The following is a 19,294-nucleotide window of genomic DNA, read 5'->3' as shown; positions in this document are numbered from 1 at the left end:
TCTCCTTTAAAATCTTCTCTGAGGCTCCTTCATCAGTAATTAACCAGGTTTGATGCGGAGCATTTGGCATATAAGCCTTGATTGCTTTAGCCTTGCGGCCACCACAAGCAAATGCAAATATGTGAGGTATTTTATTTAGATTCTCAAACTGCAAACCAACCTGATGTACGCGGTCGACAATCTTCCCTTCGCCATCGAAGAAACACCCGAAACATTCGGTGACTACTTTTTTTTCACGCAATTCAGATAAGCGAATTGAATCGTATCCTCTGCGTCTTGCCATGTCGTGAGCTAGTCCAATTCCATGAATTACTACATCCGTCTGAGAAATATCTTCCAGCACGTCAGTAAAAGTGGATTCACGAATCAAAGAATTGTAAGCTGCTTGAGAAATCTGCTCCGGTAAATACAATGTTTTATATTTACCACCAGTTTCAGCAGCCATTTTCTGAACAATAGTATTGCTTTGAATAGCAACATTTTCACCCAGAGCCCCACGACCTGGCACAAATTCCAGTTGTCGATTTTTACTTAAACTTTTAGACAAATTCCTAGTCGATTTTGCAAGAGCTTCACCACCCAAAACAGTAATAATTGAATGTCCTAGGGGTAACAGTAAATCAAGAGCTGCATTAAGCTCTTCACCCATTCTCTCATATACCAGTTCTTGTAAATCACTATCGCCGGGCACAATAATTGTGCGCTCGATACCGAGTTTACGCGCTAAATCAATTTCTGTTTTGCGTGCGTTAAACAACCGATCTATCAGAGGTGCCGCCTCTTGCAATATCTTTTTGCCCTTCTCTGTCATAAACATGCCAAAGCTTTTAATCTCAATCAAACCTCGATAACGCAGATACTCAGTTTCTGTTCGCACGTTTCTTTCAGATAGTCCTAAAGACTGAGCTACGCTTCTGCGACCTACAGGTGCATTAAGCGATATTTGCTCAAGAACAAGATATCTTTGCCGAAAAACTTTTAAGATGTCAGGAACGAGAGCTTCAAGCACAGGAAATTCCGAGTACATTAATTTCTCTCCTTCTTCTGGGACCAAATTGACCCATTTGTTGTCATTAGGTGTCCCAGATTGTCTAAAAATATATGAGAAACGTAAATCGACATTAATCAATTTAGCCATTCCTCAATCGACAAATACAGTATAGCAACACTCCAAAAATAATTCAAGTTAAATTGCCGCAATTAGAAAGTCTTAATAAATTAGTCGATATTGATACTAAAACATGCAAAACTGCAGCTCTTTTGTCAATATCAATAAAAAACAATTCAATTTTTGTTTCTTTTCTGTTATACTTGTTGTTGTGCAAATTCGGGTCCTTAGTGTAATGGATCGCACGTAAGATTCCGGTTCTTAAAATCTGAGTTCGACTCTCAGGGGACCCATTGAATTAATTTAAAAAAAGAGTAGCTGTTGCAATCTAGCAGTAGCTACTCTTTTATTTTACTTTTCAAGCATGTTTTTTAAATCTCTTGGAAGCTCATTATCAATCTGGTTCGAAAAATCTTCTTTAGCTAATTTATCTTTAAGTAAATAAGTAAATATTGCTCTCATTGCCGTCTTTTTGTTCGCAGCCTGTTGCCAAACAATTGATTTTTCACCGTTAAGCACAGCGGCTGTCACTTCTTCCCCTCTGTTTGCAGGTAAACAATGCATAAATTTAACTGCAGAATTGTGCGTTTTAGCCAACATTTCTGCGTTAACCTGGTACTTAGGATAAAATATTTTCATATACTCTGTTTGATCAAGCTCTTGATCATATAGACCATACCAAACATCAGTATAAATAAAATCAGCATTTTCTAAGACTTTTTCATCATCAGATAGAGTAATTGTGGCGCCATTTTGCTGAGCTATTTTTTCTGCTTTGCGCAATAATTTTGGAGATAATTGCTTTTCTTTAGGACCGTATTGCACAAATTTCATTCCCATTTGAGCGCATAAAAATAATGCAGAAACAGTAATTTGCGTTGCATCCCCTACAAAGACCAGCTTAATATCAGATAATTTTTTACCTTGCGGTAAAAATTCTTTAATTGTAATCAAATCACCTAAAGCCTGAGTAGGATGGTCATCATCGCTCATGAAGTTAACTACAGGTGCATGCGAATTTTGGGCAATTTCCACAATATCTTCTTGACTAGCCGTTCGCACTCCAATGATATCAACTAAGTCACCTAAAGCATGACTAGTATCAGCCAAACCCTCATGACCATTTTCTCCTAGTTGTATCTGCCCTGGAGCTAAATACAAAGCATGTCCTCCTAATTCAGTCATTGCTGTTTCAGCAGAGCAGCGCGTTCTAGTAGATACCTGATCAAAGATCATACCTAAGCTTTTACCTTTTAAAAGCTGAGGGTAATAGCCATGGTTGATAGTCTCCTTAATTTTTAGACCTAAATCAGCCAGGTATTGCATTTCATTTTTTGAAAAGGTACAAGTATCAATAAAATCTTTTTTAACCAAAAAATCCTCCTTTTTGTATTCTTTACTTTTCTTATCGCCTACCATAATACAGAAACTAAGTTTATTTGAAAAACAATTACATTCAAATATAGAAAGTCTTAAATATTTTAGCCATTAAACTTCTACTATAAATAAAAAAAGCCATTGAAAAATATTTCAATGACTTACATTATTATTTTAATATGTATTACCAGCTGTTAACTCTCCGCGTTGGGCAAATTCAACGTAGAGTTTATTACCAGAAGCAGACAAACCTTCAATTTCGCGTCTTACGTGAAGGTGGTGTGTGCTTTTATAAGTTCCGTCTTCACCAACCTTGAAGATATAGTCATTAAATCCAATATAAAATTGGTTATGACTTTGATCGTAGGTAAACCCTTGAACTGGAGAACCATTACTTACAAAGTTACCTTTAGTAGCTCCTACCTCAACGGGAGTCCAGGAATCACCGTTGCGTGTTACTTTCCAGTATTCATAAAAGCCGTTTCCACCATTATGGAATAAACAGTACATTGTATTGTCACCAGCAAAAGTGGCATTATGAATGTATCTTGGACTACCATAGTTAGAAATCCTAAAGGTCCAGATTTGATTTATTTTCATATCTGATTTACGTATTTGCAAAATTTCTTCAGAAGCATTTGAATTGCTAGAAGTATTATTATTAGCAATTACATAAATATAAGCAGAAGATGAACCTATTGCCTGGCCGTGGCCTAATTTAATATACGGGCTAACTTTGATATGAGAAGCATATTTCTTAAAAGTTGACCATTTTAAAGTTTGTAAATTTTGCGCCTTAAATTTATTAATATGTTTTAAATTATAAGAAACTAAATGACCGTTTTGTGCACTACTTGAATTAAATAATGCAACTGTAAAGTTTGAACCATTTACGGTAATGCCTTCAGGAATTACACCTACTTGCCCCATCTTATCACCGGATTGATTGTACCCAAGACTAACAAAACGAGGCTGGAACAGCTTGGTTTTTAAAGTTAAACCGTTAGCCTTAAATGTATTAGATCTAGTTTCGGAAGTATAATGATGCGCTGCGTTCCAGTTTCTTGAAGAAGATTTGGAACTACCTTTCCAAGTTGAGACTTCCTTTGGTCCATTCATAGGCTTTTTATCAGCTCTTGCTATACCCTCATTCTTTTCTGAACGAACAGTAACATTGACTGTTGCCTTAGCCTTGCCATAACTATAGTCAACCGTGGTCTTACCAGGAGTGCCCGAACTAATTTTTGACTTAGAAACTGTTACCTTGCTTGTATCTACAGCAGTACCAGCACTATTAGTCACATAATTAATGGCATCTTTAGTATTAAACGAGTATTGATTGTTTTGTACTAAACTCACGTTCTGCGCTACAGAAATCTTGTTTCTGGCAAAAAAGTTCTGGTTAACCCAGCCGACCGTACGCCCGTCCACAATTATCTTCCAAAACTTGCCTTTCTTAGTGGCAATTGACTGTTTAGATTGAATCTGTGCGTGCTTAAAATATTTAGTCGACGTAAACTTGCCAGATGGACCCATTTTTGAAGCATAATGATAAACTGCATAATTACCATTACCTGCTATCTTGGTTACTGCTTTATGATAGCTTTTGGCAGATATATATGAACTGTTACTCCCCACAAATAAGCTAACTGCAGCTATTGTCCCAGCAAACAGCAGCTTACTTTTAAATTTTCTTTTCATTAAACTTACAACCCCTTCTTCTATTATATAATAATAGTTTTACACTTTTTTAATTCATATATCAATAATTATTTTTGTTGTTAATTTCAAGTGACTTATTATTAGATTTTTAAAAACATTTAAGTTAAAATAAAAAATTGTTATTTTTATATAAGGGAGAAGTTTCATGGGTGAAACACCAAACAATTCTAAAAAGATGATGTGGACAACGCTTGCCACTATGGCTTTCTCTATTGTGTGGAGCTTTGGCAACGTTGTTAACGGATTCATATACTTTGATGGTACCAAAGTAATTTTCAGCTGGATTATTATTTTCCTGCTTTTCTTTATTCCTTACGCCTTGATGGTCGGTGAACTTGGATCAGTTTTTAAAGATTCAGAGGGTGGCGTTGCTTCCTGGATTAACGCCACTATCGGACCTAAATGGGCCTATTATGCTGGTTGGACATTCTGGGCAGTACATGTGGTTTATATTTCCAGTAAAGGTACAACGGGCTTAAGAGGCATGGCTTGGGGCATTTTTGGTAATACTAAATGGTACGATAGTTTGCCAACTGCCTGGACGCAACTAGCCACACTGGCAGTATTTTTGTTCTTTTGCTGGGTAGCCAGCCGAGGAATTCCGGTAATTAAAACTTTATCAACAATTGCTGGTACTTCAATGTTTATTATGTCAATTCTCTTTATTATCATGATGTTTGCCGCACCGATGATTAATCCGCATGCTAGTTTTAACAGCATAAACTGGAATTGGCAAAACTTTATGCCAGATTTTAATACAAAGTATTTTACTTCACTTTCAATTTTGGTATTTGCTATAGGTGGAGCTGAAAAGATTTCGCCATATGTTAACAAGTTGAAAAAGCCTGCAAAAAATTTCCCTAAAGCTATGTTGGGCTTAGCGGGAATGGTAATGATTTCTGCCATCTTAGGTACTATTGCTTTAGCATTAATGTTTGATCCTAAAGTAGTTAATGGTAATTTGAATGAATACATTTCAAATGGTCCGTACATTGCTTTTCAAAAATTAGGTGAATATTATGGCGTTGGCGGATTATTCCTCTATATTTATGCCTGGTGCAACGTCATTGGACAATTTTCCGCACTGGTTATTAGTATTGATGCTCCTTTGAGAATGCTTCTGGGAGGCAAAGAGGCAAAAGACTTTATCCCGAAAAAGTTATTAAAAGTCAATAAACATGGAGCTTATATTAACGGTATCTGGATGATTGTTATTCTTTCTGGCGGTATCATTGCATTGCAAGCCGTTATGCCTGATGCACAAACTGTGATGGCACAATTAGTTAAACTAAATTCGATAGTGATGCCAATGCGTTATTTATGGGTTTTCATTGCCTACTTAGCTTTGCGTAAACAACATGAAAAATTCCATAACGGTACTGATAACTATCAAATGACTAAGCATCAGTGGCTAGCCTATACTGCCGGAATTTGGGGATTAGCCGTTACAGTTGCTTGTTGTTTAATGGGAATGTATTCAAATGATCCATTCACACTTTGTTTAAATATTGCCACTCCAGTGGTATTATTCCTACTTGGTTTAATTATGCCAACAATCAGACGAAAACAAGAAGAAAAAATAAGCTAAATAATACTTAACCGCCTAGCAATAGGCGGTTTTTTTACATAAAAAATGCTACACTATAATTAATTGAGGAGATGAGAATCATGCCTAATTTTTCTGATGAAGCAGGAAGTCTGCTACGTAGCCATCACTTAAAAGTAACTAAACCGCGTTTAAAAATACTTGAATACTTAATGGCGCATCATAATCATCCCACCGCTTCCACAATTTTTACAGCAATTAGTGGAGATGAGCCAGCTTATCGTGCAACCGTTTATAATAATTTGAACAAATTAGTTGACGCGGGGATCGTAACTGAAATAAAAAATGGTGATGATTCTCTGCACTATGATTATTTTGTAAAACCACACTTTCATATTATTTGTAAAAGGTGCGGTAAAATCGCCGATGTTTATTATCCTGACTTTGGGAGAATTGAAGAGCAGATGAGAACTGAAGCAGATAAGCAAACTGGTTTTGTCACTTCATCCAGCCACGTTGAAATCTATGGCCTTTGTCCTGACTGCCAAAGCAAAGAAAAAAAGAGCTGAAAGATGCAAAATCTTAAAATTCAGACAGCAATCAAATTCTAATTATGGACTAACTTTCAATATTTGATTTAGGTTAGTCTTTTTATGTTACTTTTTTAATAAATATCTCAATCACAATATGGCAAAATTCCTAAAATAGATAACTTTCAGGTTTTTTACGACATTTCCTAAACCAAAAAAATAAGAGCTTTTCAGCTCTCATTTAAAAATATTTATTCTATTTAATATTCATGCTTACCAATAATTCAGCTCTTTGTGCAAGGTTTACATACAATTTATTATCACTAACTGATAAACCTTCAATTTCACGACCGGTGTCAAAAGAATAAGTATCTTTTAATTTGCCATCGCGGCCAATCTTAAAGATTAAGTCATTGAATGCCAAGTAAAAGTTTTTATTCTTGGTGTCATAGGTAAAACCTTGAACAGGTGAATTATTGTTTACAAAGTTGCCATCAGTTTTACCGACTAATTTTGGATACCAATTATCTCCAGTACGAGTGAATTCCCAATATTCATAGCAATTATTGGCAGTATCATGGTAAACAGTGTACATATCCTTATCTGATACAATTACACCATTTTGGAAATAGCGATTACTCTTGCCATCATCAATCCAAGTTTTAATTGTCCAAATCTTGTTAATTTGTAAATCACTCTTACGAATTTGAAGTAATTCTTCAGAGTCGTTAGTGTCATTTAATGTATTGTCATTATTTAACACATAAATATATTTATCACTTGCGCCCAATGCCTGACCATGGCCAATTGGAATATAGGGACTTACCTTGATATTTTTAACATAATTGTTAAACTTCTTTTGCGACATATCAAGTAAATGTTGCGCATCAAACGGATCAGTTAAAGTTTTCAAATCATAACCAACAATATGACCAGATACCAAATTTGTGTGACTTAAAAGACTGGTATATGCCCAGCCATTAGAAACGGTAACACCTTCTGGAATGTGACCCACACGGTTAATATTATCGTCTGATGGATCAGCTACACTTAATAAGACTGGTTGATATAACCGTGTCTTTAAGGTCAAATCACCACTAGTCAAAGTATGTTTATTGGTTTCAGGCGTGTATTCTGTAGGGCTAATATAATTTAATGATGAACCGTAATGAGTTTTCCAAGCCTGATAATCATTTGTACCAGGTTGCGCTGGGAAGGAGGCAACGGTATTCGCATCGACCACCCCTTCTTTTTTACTCTTTCTAACAGTTATTTTAACTGTAGCAGTTGCATCTCCATAAGTATATTTAACTTTATATGTCTTAGGAGTACCGCAATTAATGCTATCTTTTGATACAGTTACTTGACTGTTGTCAATTACTGTACCCATGCTGTTAGTTATATAAGAAATAGCATCTCTGGTAGGGAAGTTGTAGAACTCATTGCGCACTAGAGATATAGTCTTAGGAACCGCAATTTGATTTCTGGCAAAGTAACGTTCATTAACATACCCTACTTGCCTGCCATTAACATAAATGCGCCAATAGCGGTATTTTTTAGTTTCAATCAACTGGTCTGATTGAATATGACTGTAACGAAAGTTAATGCCGTCAGCTACTTTCGTGCTAACTTTTCCGTTATTTACTTCTTTCCAGACCTTATAATTCTTGTTGCCTGCAACCTTGGTCATCATAGAAAAACCAGTAACAATTTGTTTAGGCTTAGGTTTTTTAGTATTAGTGTCATCTGTCCCAGTTTGGTCAGACTTACCTGTTTGATCATTATTGGCATTATTATCATTATTTACATCAGTTGAGTTGTTTGATGACTTGTTGCTGTCATCTTGAACTGGCGGTTGAGCGCTATTCGAATCTGCCGCAACTGATGTAGTTGACAAGCCGGTACAAACTAGTAATCCGACAACCAATGTCAGTAAATATGGTAATTTTTTCTTATAAAGCTTCAAAATATATCCTCCAATATTTAGTTTACCTTTAAATTATATAATAAAAACCTCATTAAAAAGAATACAAAATTAATACACTTTCATTGACAGCAGGTAATGTAAGTGATTTAATTAGCACTGTACTTGATAGAGTGCTAATTATATTTAGGAGGTAGAAAGATGCTTGTACCTACAGTTATTGAACAAACTGCACGTGGCGAACGCGCATATGATATATATTCACGTTTATTGAAAGACAGAATCATCATGCTTAGTGGCGAAATTAACGATGATATGGCCAATTCAATTATTGCACAATTACTATTTCTTGATGCTCAAGACAACACCAAGGATATTTCTCTTTACATTAATTCACCAGGTGGTGTGATTACCTCTGGTTTGGCAATCATGGATACCATGAACTTTATTAAATCAGATGTTTCAACTATCGCCATCGGCATGGCAGCCTCTATGGCTTCCATTTTACTGACTAGCGGGGCAAAAGGTAAGCGTTTTGCATTACCTAACTCAACTGTTTTGATTCATCAACCTTTAGGTGGTGCACAGGGTCAGCAAACAGACATTCAAATTGCTGCCAATGAAATTTTAAAGAGCCGTGAAAAAATTAATCGGATCTTACATGAAACTACTGGTCAGCCTTTAGAAAAAATTCAAAAGGACACTGAGCGGGACAATTACATGACCGCACAGCAAGCTAAAGACTATGGCTTAATCGATGACATTATGGTCAACCAAAAGAAATAGTAACAATAAACTGAAAAAAAAGAAACCCATCATTGATGAGTTTCTTTTTTATTGCTCTAAACTTGCAGCAATATCGTGAATTTTTTTAAAGCGATGATTGACTCCAGATTTTGAAATCGGACCATCTGGCACCTGTTGCGCTATTTCTTTCAGTGATAGTTCCGGTTCATCTAATCTTAGTCTAGCCAAACCTTGCAATTTTTCAGGAATATTTTCTAGCCCAATTTTACGTTCAATTAACTCAATATCTTCAACCTGTTTGGCTGCTGCATTGGCCGTCTTTTTTAAATTAGCTGTATCACAGTTAACCAACCTGTTAACAGAATTACGCATATCCCGCATAATACGCAAATCTTCAAAAGACAGCATTGCATTTAATGCTCCGACAATATGTAAAAAGTCACCAATTTTTTCGGCTTCTTTTAAATAAACAATATAGCCACGCCTTCTTGGTGTACTTTTAGCATTCAGATTAAAGCGGTCATTCATAATATGAAGCAAATCGTTATTATGGTCTTGATAAATAGAATAAATTTCCAAATGATACCGACTCGTATTAGGATTATTCACACTACCACTGGCTAAAAAAGCACCACGCAAATATGACATTGATCCTTCCCGTGAATTAATTATTCTTTTAGGAATTCTAGTAATTAAATTTAAAGATGGGGTCAAAATTTCCAAATTATTCAGTATTTCTTTCACGTGATTTTGTAATCTCACCAAATACTGATTATTTTTTTTAAGCTTCATTTTGCGAGAAACTATCAGTTGTGGTTCAACCTTATATGCAGTTTTTATCAATGAAAAAATACGTCTAGCTATGGCAGGATTTTCAGTAGTGATATCAAGACTAAATTTATGCTCATGAAAATTCAAAACGCCATTCATACGCAGGAAAGCAGCCAATTCAGCTTTAGCATGTTCTTGGTGAATGGGCAGCGAAGTCAACTCTTTTTTTACGTTACTAGCATAGCTGGCCATTATTTGTTATTCCTTCCTGCGAGCCATTGCGGCAAATGCCAGGTTGATGATCTCTTTTGCTACCTTCTTACCATCATGAAAAACCAGTCCGCTACGCTGGTCAATGAAATCATCGGTAATCACTCGACAGCCCTGCTCGCGCAGTCCCTTAAAGTCCCTTTTCACTGGTTCGATATACGCATCATAATCATTAGGATTAAACTTAGACATGTCAATTTTGGCACCATTAACTAAAGCAGTATTAATATAATGACCACCAAGATGGGCATTAATTACTTTAACGTGATCACAGTCTGAAAAATGATCGGTTTCACCAAGCTGCGTCATAATATTGCAAATATATATTACTTCTGCACTAGTTTTCCTAACAGCTTCGCCTAAATTAGGTATCATCAGGTTGGGTAAGATTGAAGTAAACAAGCTTCCAGGTCCTAACACAACAGCATCAGCATTTTTAATAGCATTTAGCACTTTAGACACGGCTTTTGGTTCAGAATTTGAGTTTGTATTGGTAACCCAAACTCGTTTTATCCTCTTATCCTTATCAGTGATTTCTTTTTCTCCTGCTTGAATAGTTCCATCAACAAACTCAGCATTAAGTGTTAACGGCTCGTTAGAGGCAGGATACACGTGTCCATCTACGTGCATCATTTTAGACAAAGACTGGACAGCATCAAAAATATTGCCATGCATCTCATTCAAAGCAGCAATGATTAAGTTTCCGATAGCATGCCCTGAAAAAAATGAGTCGGAGGAATCAAACCGATATTGAAAAATATCTTTTTCTTCCTGTGAAATTCCACTTAAAGAAACCAACACATTGCGAATATCACCAGGTGGAACAACATTAATAAAGTTGCGAATTGATCCTGAAGAACCACCATCATCTGATACCGTCACAATGGCGGTTATTTCAGCTTCTTGTTCTTTAAGTGCATTCAAAACAACTGGCAACCCAGTTCCACCACCAATGACCACAATCTGGGGTCTTCTACTTCTAGTTACGCGAATCACTTTTTCAGCATATGTCATGAAAATCACCTTTTTCTAGTGTAACGACTAATTTCGCGGTGCGTAATATCAACTGTATAGTCTTCAGCCAAGTCCTGTGCCAATTGCTGTGCAATTGCAACGCTGCGATGCTGACCACCCGTACATCCAATTGCAATAGTTAATTTGCTTTTGCCTTCATTAATGTACCCTGGCAAAGCGACTTTTAACAAATCCAAAAATTTTTGATAAAAAGTTTGGGTTTGTTTTTTATCCATTACATAATTAAAAACCCGTTTATCGAGTCCCGTAAATGGCCTTAATTCAGGTATATAAAATGGGTTAGGCAAAAACCTGACATCCATCACAATATCTGCATCAATCGGCATACCGTATTTAAAGCCGAAAGATAACACTTCAATGGAAAATGGCTGTTTATGCTGTTTACTAAACCTATTAACCAGCTCCTGCTTTAGCTCCTTAGGAGACAAATTAGAGGTATCTATAATGTCATTAGCTCGATTCTTTATACCTGTTAAAATTCGTCTTTCTTCTAAAATACCGTCAAGCAAGCGGCCATTGTTTGCCAATGGTGGTACACGCCGTGTCTCTTTGTAACGAGCAACTAAAGTGTTATCGGACGCGTCCAGAAATACAATTCTAGTTTGAGCGTTGCCATTATCTTCAAGCGAATTGATTTCATTATCTAAATCCTTATAAAACCGTCTAACACGTAAATCAATTACCACTGCTACTTTAGTAAAATCATCCGATCTGACAATTAAATCCCAAAAACTAGGTAAAAGCGATGGAGGCAAATTATCAACTATAAAATAGCCCATATCTTCCAAAGCATGAGAAGCCACGGTTTTGCCCGCACCACTCATTCCTGTAATAATCAGTAGTTGCTTTTTGTGCTCAGCCATTTTCAAACTACCCCCTATTAATAAAATTATACCATACCAGGTTTTTCATAACTTTTTTGAGTAAAAAAAAAGTTCTAATGAACTTTTTATTTATTAGCGATTGACAAAAGCTGCAATAATTTGATTAATTCCAAAAATCAATAACCAGAATGACACTAACCAAATTAGCGTTAAGGCAGATAATGCCGGATTAAACATCAGGCTGATTGCTATCAATAATCCTAGTATATTTAAGATTAGATTTAGCCAAAAGAAGAAATTGGAAATTCTTCTCATCCGCCATGAAAAAACTATACCGGTAATCGAATCAAATAAGAACCAAAAAGCAAAAAGGTAGGCAATTGTTAATCCAGCAGCATCGTATGAGTAAAGAAACAAAATACCAACGATAATGTCCAGTACCCCTGAAACAATTGACCACCAGCTAGAAGGGATAAAATACCGAAAACGGCTGTAAAATACCAGCCAAACAAATCCCTGGACAATAGAGACAATAGCAAACAGCAAGACAAATGCATGTAGTGCTTTACCTGGATGCCGTAATAGAAATAACCCAGCAATTACCATTAAAATACCAGAAATAAATGCGGCCCAATTAAACCCACGATTTTGTCCGTAACTAGAAAAATTATCCATTTTTATTCCTCCTTGCGCTATATTTTACACTTTATCACAAACAATTAATACTATTTAATTACTTTTTGCACTAGCCTTTTTTGTTAGTGACGTGTCACGCATAAGAACTGGCTTTAAATACTGACCGGTATAACTTTCCTTAACTTGTGCTACCTGCTCTGGTGTGCCAGTGGCAACTATTTGGCCACCACCTTCTCCTCCTTCAGGACCCAGATCAATTAACCAATCAGCATTTTTAATCACATCCAAATTGTGTTCGATTATCAAAACTGTATTGCCTTGATCAACGAGTCTTTGCAGCACTTCCAGTAAACGCTTGATATCATCTGTATGCAAACCAGTTGTCGGCTCATCTAAAATGTAAAAGTTCTTACCTGTTGATAACTTCTGCAACTCCGCAGCAAGCTTCATCCTTTGCGCTTCACCACCAGATAAGGTAGTAGCAGACTGACCTAGTTTGACATAACCTAAACCGACATCCACAATTGTTTGTAATTTGCGCGCAATTTTAGGAATATTTTTAAAGAACAAGCAAGCCTCACTAATTGTCATATCTAAAACCTGTGCAATATTTTTCTTGCGATAGGTTACTTCAAGAGTTTCAGAATTATAACGACTGCCATGACAAACTTCACACGGAACATAGACGTCCGGTAAAAAATTCATTTCTATTTTAATAATGCCATCGCCATGGCAGGCTTCACAACGGCCGCCTTTAACATTAAAGGAAAAGCGCGCCTTAGTGTAACCACGGAGTTTGGCTTCATTTGTTTGGGCAAATAAAGCTCTAATATCATCAAAAACACTGGTATAAGTAGCGGGATTACTTCGAGGAGTGCGACCGATCGGACTTTGATCAATATCAATGATTTTTTCAATGTTTTGGTAGCCACTGATAGTTTTATATTTGCCAGGTTTAGTTTGATTTCGATTCAATTTTTGTGCTAAAGCACGTTTTAATATCATATTTACCAAGGTTGATTTACCAGAACCTGAAACTCCAGTAACCACAATTAATTTGCCTAAAGGAAATTCAACCTTTAAATTCTTGAGATTATTTTCAGTTGCACCGGTAATTGTAATTTTTTTACCATTACCTTTACGCCTTTTTAACGGAACAGGTACAAACTTTTTACCTGCCATATATTGTCCAGTTAGAGATTTTTCATTCTGTTCAACTTCTTCAGGCGTACCGGCAGCCATAACTTCACCGCCGTAAGTCCCGGCACCCGGACCCATATCGATCAGGTAATCGGCTTGTCTCATAGTCTCGTCATCATGTTCAACTACAATTAAGGAATTACCTAAATCACGCATGCGCTTTAAAGCAGCTATCAGCCGGTCATTATCACGCTGATGTAAACCAATTGACGGCTCATCCAAAACATACATGACCCCAGAAAGATTAGAACCAATTTGGGTCGCAAGTCGGATTCTCTGAGCTTCCCCACCAGATAAAGTATTAGCAGAACGTGACAAGGTCAAATAATCTAGGCCCACGCTATTTAAGAAAGTAAGCCTGTCGCGCACCTCCTTTAATATCGGCTTAGCAATGACAGATTCCTGCTCATCAAGTTTGATATTATTGAAAAATTCAAGGGCATGACTGATTGCCAATTCCGATGCTTCAGCAATATCCTTGCCATTAACCTTTACCGCTAATGCTTTACGATTTAATCTTTTGCCATGACAGGTTGAGCAAGTAAGTTCTGTCATATATTTGCCCATCACATCTCTCATGAACTTGGACATCGGATGATAATAACGTCTTTCAACGTTATCCATAGCGCCTTCAAAAGGCGCTGTCGTATCATTAACTCCGAAATCACCGGTAACATGAAACTTAATTTTTTTAGTTGAGCCGTGTAAAATTGTCTCTTTTTGCTTCTTAGTCAACTTAGAAAATGGTTTATCAAGCGGAATTTTCAAAGCCGTACATGCCTGTTCAAGCATTTGTCCGTAATACTTGGAATTTTTCCAAGGTGCAACTGCGCCTTGGGCTAAAGTTTTGCTTTGATCTGGAACAACCAAGTCCTCATCAACTGCTAACTTGACACCTAACCCGTCACAATCAGGACAAGCGCCAAACGGTGCATTAAAAGAGAAAAGCCGTGGTTCCATTTCTCCTACAGTAAAGCCGCATTTAGGACAAGCATAGTATTCTGAAAAGTTGATCGTTTCTGCGCCGATCACATCAACATTCATATAGCCGTCTGATAGGCGCAGAGCTGCCTCTACCGAATCAAAAAGCCGTGACCGAATGCCTTCTTTAACAATCAAACGGTCAACCACGATATCAATTGAATGGCGCTTATTTTTTTCTAAATCAAATTTTTCACCGATTTCATGCATAGTGCCATCAACGATTACACGAACATAGCCTGCTCTTTGTACGCGTTTAAAGACTTCCTTATGTGCTCCTCTTTTAGCTCTAATTACTGGTGCCAAAATTTGAATACGGCTCCGTTCAGGCAAAGTCAAAATGCGATTAACCATTTGTTCAACCGACTGTCTTTCAATTAAAGTACCATCGTTAGGACAAACTGGATGCCCAACTCGAGCCCATAATAATCTGAGATAGTCATTTATTTCAGTAACCGTGCCCACGGTTGATCTTGGGTTATGCGATGTCGTTTTTTGGTCAATTGAGATTGCAGGATTTAAGCCATCAATTGAATCAACATCTGGCTTATCCATTTGTCCTAAAAATTGGCGCGCATAGCTTGACAGTGATTGAACATATCTTCTGCGCCCTTCGGCATACAAAGTATCAAAAGCCAAAGAACTTTTGCCAGAACCCGACAACCCAGTAATAACAACTAATTTATCCTTAGGTATTGACAGGTTAATGTCTTTTAAATTGTGTTCACGCGCACCCCGAATAACAATTTTATCATTTACCATTTAATGCTTTCCCTTTTTTCTTAATTGGACTTCTAGTTGAACTTTCCAGTTCCATGATAGCATCCCGCAAGGTTGCAGCGCCTTCGAAATCAAGCTTCTTAGCAGCTTCCTGCATTTGCTTGCGCAAGTCTTTAATCATAGTTCTCTTTTGTTTAACGGTTAATTCGTCAAAATTCAAATCAGCAAAACTATCAGTTTGTGTATCTTCATCAGCCACTTTTGTGGCAGAAATAACATCTCTGATTGGTTTAACAATAGTTTTCGGTTTCATACCGTGCTCTTCATTAAATTTAATCTGTAATTTACGTCTTCTCTGCGTTGCATCAATAGCTTCCCGCATTGAGTCTGTGATTGTATCGGCATACATAATTACAGCCCCATCTGCGTTTCTGGAAGCACGCCCCATTGTTTGCACTAGTGGCCGGTATGCACGTAGAAAGCCTTCCTTATCAGCATCAAGAATTGCAACAAGTGAAACTTCCGGTACATCAATACCCTCACGCAATAAGTTAATACCAATTAAAACGTCATACTTGCCAGTACGCAAGTCACGCAATATTTGCATCCGTTCCAAAGTTTTAACATCTGAATGAAGATATTGCACTTTAATCCCGAGATCTTTTAAATAATCTGTTAAGTCCTCAGCCATTTTTTTCGTTAATGTAGTAACGAAAACACGTTCATTCTTTTCAATCCGCTTGTTAATTTCAGCAACTAGATCATCAATTTGACCCTCAACCGGTTTAACCTCAATTTTAGGATCAAGCAAACCAGTTGGTCTGATGATTTGTTCGACCTTATGATTTGTCCGTTCGAGCTCATAATCTCCCGGGGTTGCTGAAACATATAATATTTGGTTAACGTGTTTTTCAAATTCAGCCAGCTTCAAGGGCCTGTTATCAAGCGCAGAAGGTAAACGAAAGCCGTAATCAATCAAAGTCTTTTTACGGTTGCGATCTCCGTTGTACATTGCCCTAATTTCCGGCATAGTGGCGTGAGACTCATCAATTAGAATGAGAAAATCATCCGGAAAGAAGTCAAGTAAAGTATAAGGGGGTTCTCCTTCTTTTCTTCCTTCCATATGACGAGAATAGTTTTCAATACCGTTGGTATAGCCAACTTCACCCATCATTTCCATATCGAAAGTGGTCCGCTGTTTAATACGTTCGGCTTCCAGCAACTTTCCCTCGCCTTCAAACTTTTTCACCTGAATATTCATTTCTTGTGAAATGGCCTTAAGAGCCCGTCTCATTTGCTCTTCATTGGTCATGAAGTGCGTTGCTGGGAAAAGTGAAATACTCTCCCTTTCACCAATAACTTCACCGGTTAAGGCATCAACTTCTACAATTCTGTCAATTTCATCACCGAAAAATTCGATCCGATAAGCGTGATTAGAATTACCTGCAGGAAAAACTTCCACAACATCTCCGCGGACGCGAAAACGACCACGTTGAAAGTCAATATCATTGCGATCATATTGAATATTAACTAAATCACGCAGCAAAGTATTCCTGTTATATTCTTCACCTTCATGAACCGTAATCACACTCGCAGCATATTCTTTCGGGTCACCTAAGCCGTAAATGCATGAAACTGACGCTACGACAATAACATCGTTACGTTCCATTAAGTCGCTGGTAGCTTGGTGACGCAACTGGTCAATTTCATCATTAATTGCTGAGTCCTTTTCAATATATGTGTCTGATTGCGGCACATATGCTTCAGGTTGGTAATAATCATAGTATGATACGAAATAGTCAACGGCATTATGTGGGAAAAACTCTTTAAATTCTCCATATAGCTGTCCCACCAAAGTCTTATTATGAGAAATGACTAAAGTGGGTTTATTTAGCTTAGCAATAATATTAGCCATAGTGAAAGTTTTGCCAGTACCGGTGGCACCTTCCAAAATCTGTTCTTTATACCCTTTTTTAAAGCCAGCAGCCAATTTGTCAATAGCTTGTTGCTGATCACCTGCTGGATTAAATTTAGAAACGAGTTCAAATTTACGTTCTTCTTGTCGTTTAATCATCGAAAGACTCCTCGTAGAAAAAGTTGGACAAAATTGCCCAACTCTTGTTTGACTTATTATATTTTACACTCTCGAACGTATTTTCGCATTATTTTTGTCTTATTTTAACAGTTTTGCCATTGCCTTTTGATAACTTTCAGCCGTTTCATGAGCAGTTGCAATATCGGGTTTATTAACTCCGACATAGGCTTTAATTACTGGTTCCGTACCAGATGGTCTTAAGGCCAGCCAAGTTTCATCTGCTAAATAATATTTTAATACATTGGATTTAGGTAATCCTGCTAGCGGTTTAACACCATTCTCGGTAATTTCTTGCTGCTTTAAAAAGTCTTGAATTTTGTTAACCTTAACCCCATTTATTTCTTCTAAATGCTCTGAACGTAATTTTGACATCAAAAGCGCCATTTTCTTTTGTCCACCAATACCGGGCATTTCAACAGCTTTAGTAATTTCGTATGAAGTACCGTATTTTTGCCAAATTTCATTGAGACCATCTAGTACGGTCATGCTGCGTGAAGCATAATAAGAAGCTACTTCAGCAAACATTAGTGCACCCTGCATAGCGTCTTTATCTCGCGCAAAAGGCTTAAAAAGATAGCCGTAGCTTTCCTCAAAGCCCATCAAGAATTTGCCATCATGCATCTTACTCATGCGATCGATTTCTTCGCCAATAAACTTGAAACCGGTCAAAACATATTTGGTTTTAATACCAAAATCTTGGGCAATTTTAAACGGCATGCTACTGGAAACTACCGAGGTAATTAACTCATAATCGCTGGATAATTGTCCCTTATTTTTTAAATTAACCAGCAAATAATAAATCATCAGCGTGGCAATTTGGTTACCAGTTAGTACCTGAAAATCACCGTTTTTAGTGCGCACGCATGCACCCATTCGATCAGCATCAGGATCCGTGGCAATGATTAAGTCTGCCTGTTTTTCATTTGCTAATTTTATTCCCGGATCAAAAACATCACGGTATTCCGGATTTGGTTTTTTAGTTGTTGGAAATTCCGGATCAATGATTGTCTGGCTGGGAACCGGAATTACATTAGTAAAACCTCCTTGCCTGAATGCGCGATCATAAATCATTTTACCTGTACCATGCAATGGGGTATAAATAATGGTTAATTTGTCGGCATTTTGCCGTATAAGGTCGGTGTTAACATTTACCGTTTTTAATTCTGCTAAATATGCTTCATCAATGTCTTCACCAATCAGCTGTAAAGTTTTTCGTGCACGGAGTTGCACTACTGGCGCTGCTTTAACGTTAAAAATATCTGTTACTCTTTGAGAATACTCAAAAACTCGCTCTGCATCTTCAGGACCCATTTGGGCGCCATCGGCACCATAAACCTTGTAACCATTATATTGTTTGGCATTATGAGAAGCAGTAATATTAATTCCGGCTGCAGCGTGTAAGTACCTAACCGCAAATGATAATTCGGGAGTTGGTCTTAAATCATCAAACAGATAAACATGGATATTATGGCTTCCTAAGATTCGCGCCGCATGTTCCGCAAATTCACGAGAATGATAACGTGAATCAAAAGAAATTACCACCCCATTATTTTGAGCTTGCTCACCTTTTTCATCTATCAACCGAGCTAAGCCATCTGTTACACGGCCAACAGTGTACAAATTGATGCGATTAGTTCCAGGCTCTAGTCTGCCCCTCATGCCGGCTGTACCGAAATTAATATCTTGCCCAAACGCATCTTCAACCCAATTTGGATTTTGACCAAGTTCAGACAGTTGATCTTTTAAATAATCGGGCAGATCTGGTGCCTGTTGCCATTTTTGAAATGTTTCTCTTGCTTTCATTTCAG

14 protein-coding genes are annotated in these 19,294 nt (G+C 37.2%); 3 read left to right on the top strand and 11 right to left on the bottom strand.

All coding sequences use genetic code 11. The annotated features are described in order from the left end of the window. The 3 genes from Q0R51_RS05855 to Q0R51_RS05845 all read right to left on the bottom strand — a co-directional run. Positions 1–1,027, bottom strand: a 1,027-nt coding sequence (locus Q0R51_RS05855) for a sugar-binding domain-containing protein (RefSeq protein WP_294757320.1), incomplete at its 3' end; no start/stop codon positions are given. 432 nt (positions 1,028–1,459) lie between these two features. Next, positions 1,460–2,482, bottom strand: coding sequence for an ornithine carbamoyltransferase (gene argF / locus Q0R51_RS05850; RefSeq protein ID WP_294757315.1), 1,023 nt, complete (start codon positions 2,480–2,482; stop codon positions 1,460–1,462). A 177-nt stretch (positions 2,483–2,659) separates the two neighbouring features. Then, the gene (locus tag Q0R51_RS05845; RefSeq protein WP_294757314.1) at positions 2,660–4,186 is read right to left on the bottom strand and encodes a GW dipeptide domain-containing protein; all 1,527 of its coding nucleotides are present in this window, start codon (positions 4,184–4,186) and stop codon (positions 2,660–2,662) included. A 166-nt stretch (positions 4,187–4,352) separates the two neighbouring features. Here Q0R51_RS05845 and Q0R51_RS05840 point away from each other — a divergent pair, with 166 nt between their 5' ends. Next, the gene (locus tag Q0R51_RS05840; RefSeq protein WP_046324621.1) at positions 4,353–5,795 is read left to right on the top strand and encodes an APC family permease; all 1,443 of its coding nucleotides are present in this window, start codon (positions 4,353–4,355) and stop codon (positions 5,793–5,795) included. 80 nt (positions 5,796–5,875) lie between these two features. Next, on the top strand, positions 5,876–6,322 hold the full coding sequence (locus Q0R51_RS05835) for a Fur family transcriptional regulator (protein ID WP_294757312.1): 447 nt from the start codon (positions 5,876–5,878) through the stop codon (positions 6,320–6,322). Positions 6,323–6,539: 217 nt separating this feature from the next. Here Q0R51_RS05835 and Q0R51_RS05830 read toward each other — a convergent pair whose 3' ends face one another. Then, positions 6,540–8,249 carry an SH3-like domain-containing protein gene (locus Q0R51_RS05830; RefSeq protein ID WP_294757310.1) on the bottom strand — a complete coding sequence of 570 codons (1,710 nt, stop codon included), beginning with the start codon at positions 8,247–8,249 and terminating at the stop codon, positions 6,540–6,542. Between the two features lie 159 nt (positions 8,250–8,408). Between Q0R51_RS05830 and clpP the strand changes: the two genes are divergently transcribed. Then, positions 8,409–8,993, top strand: coding sequence for an ATP-dependent Clp endopeptidase proteolytic subunit ClpP (gene clpP, locus Q0R51_RS05825; protein WP_122025865.1), 585 nt, complete (start codon positions 8,409–8,411; stop codon positions 8,991–8,993). A gap of 48 nt (positions 8,994–9,041) precedes the next feature. Here the strand turns inward: clpP and whiA are convergent, their stop codons facing one another. The 7 genes from whiA to Q0R51_RS05790 all read right to left on the bottom strand — a co-directional run bounded on the left by whiA (position 9,042) and on the right by Q0R51_RS05790 (position 19,289). Further along, entirely contained in the window at positions 9,042–9,977 is a 936-nt protein-coding gene (gene whiA / locus Q0R51_RS05820; RefSeq protein ID WP_122037424.1) for a DNA-binding protein WhiA, read from the bottom strand. Positions 9,978–9,983: 6 nt separating this feature from the next. Further along, a complete protein-coding gene (yvcK, locus tag Q0R51_RS05815; RefSeq protein WP_294757306.1) occupies positions 9,984–11,009 on the bottom strand; it encodes a gluconeogenesis factor YvcK family protein in 1,026 nt (341 codons plus the stop codon). Between the two features lie 5 nt (positions 11,010–11,014). Continuing rightward, complete coding sequence (gene rapZ / locus Q0R51_RS05810; RefSeq protein ID WP_294757304.1) at positions 11,015–11,893, bottom strand: RNase adapter RapZ; 879 nt, start codon at positions 11,891–11,893, stop codon at positions 11,015–11,017. Positions 11,894–11,986: 93 nt separating this feature from the next. After that, positions 11,987–12,529 (bottom strand): HdeD family acid-resistance protein, encoded by a 543-nt coding sequence (locus tag Q0R51_RS05805; RefSeq protein WP_110445867.1) that lies wholly within the window; start codon positions 12,527–12,529, stop codon positions 11,987–11,989. A gap of 54 nt (positions 12,530–12,583) precedes the next feature. After that, positions 12,584–15,433, bottom strand: a complete 2,850-nt coding sequence (gene uvrA, locus Q0R51_RS05800) for an excinuclease ABC subunit UvrA (RefSeq protein WP_294757302.1) — start codon at positions 15,431–15,433, stop codon at positions 12,584–12,586. Then, positions 15,423–17,465 (bottom strand): excinuclease ABC subunit UvrB, encoded by a 2,043-nt coding sequence (uvrB, locus tag Q0R51_RS05795; RefSeq protein ID WP_294757300.1) that lies wholly within the window; start codon positions 17,463–17,465, stop codon positions 15,423–15,425. The genes uvrA and uvrB overlap by 11 nt, the downstream gene beginning before the upstream one ends. A 99-nt stretch (positions 17,466–17,564) precedes the next feature. After that, positions 17,565–19,289, bottom strand: a complete 1,725-nt coding sequence (locus Q0R51_RS05790) for a phospho-sugar mutase (protein ID WP_294757298.1) — start codon at positions 19,287–19,289, stop codon at positions 17,565–17,567. Positions 19,290–19,294 lie beyond the last annotated feature (5 nt).

The sequence above is a fragment of the uncultured Lactobacillus sp. genome, from assembly GCF_946477725.1.
Taxonomy (GTDB): Bacteria; Bacillota; Bacilli; order Lactobacillales; family Lactobacillaceae; genus Lactobacillus.
The sequence above is the reverse complement of the archived record's forward strand: the minus strand, read 5'-3'. Positions and strand labels throughout refer to the sequence as shown.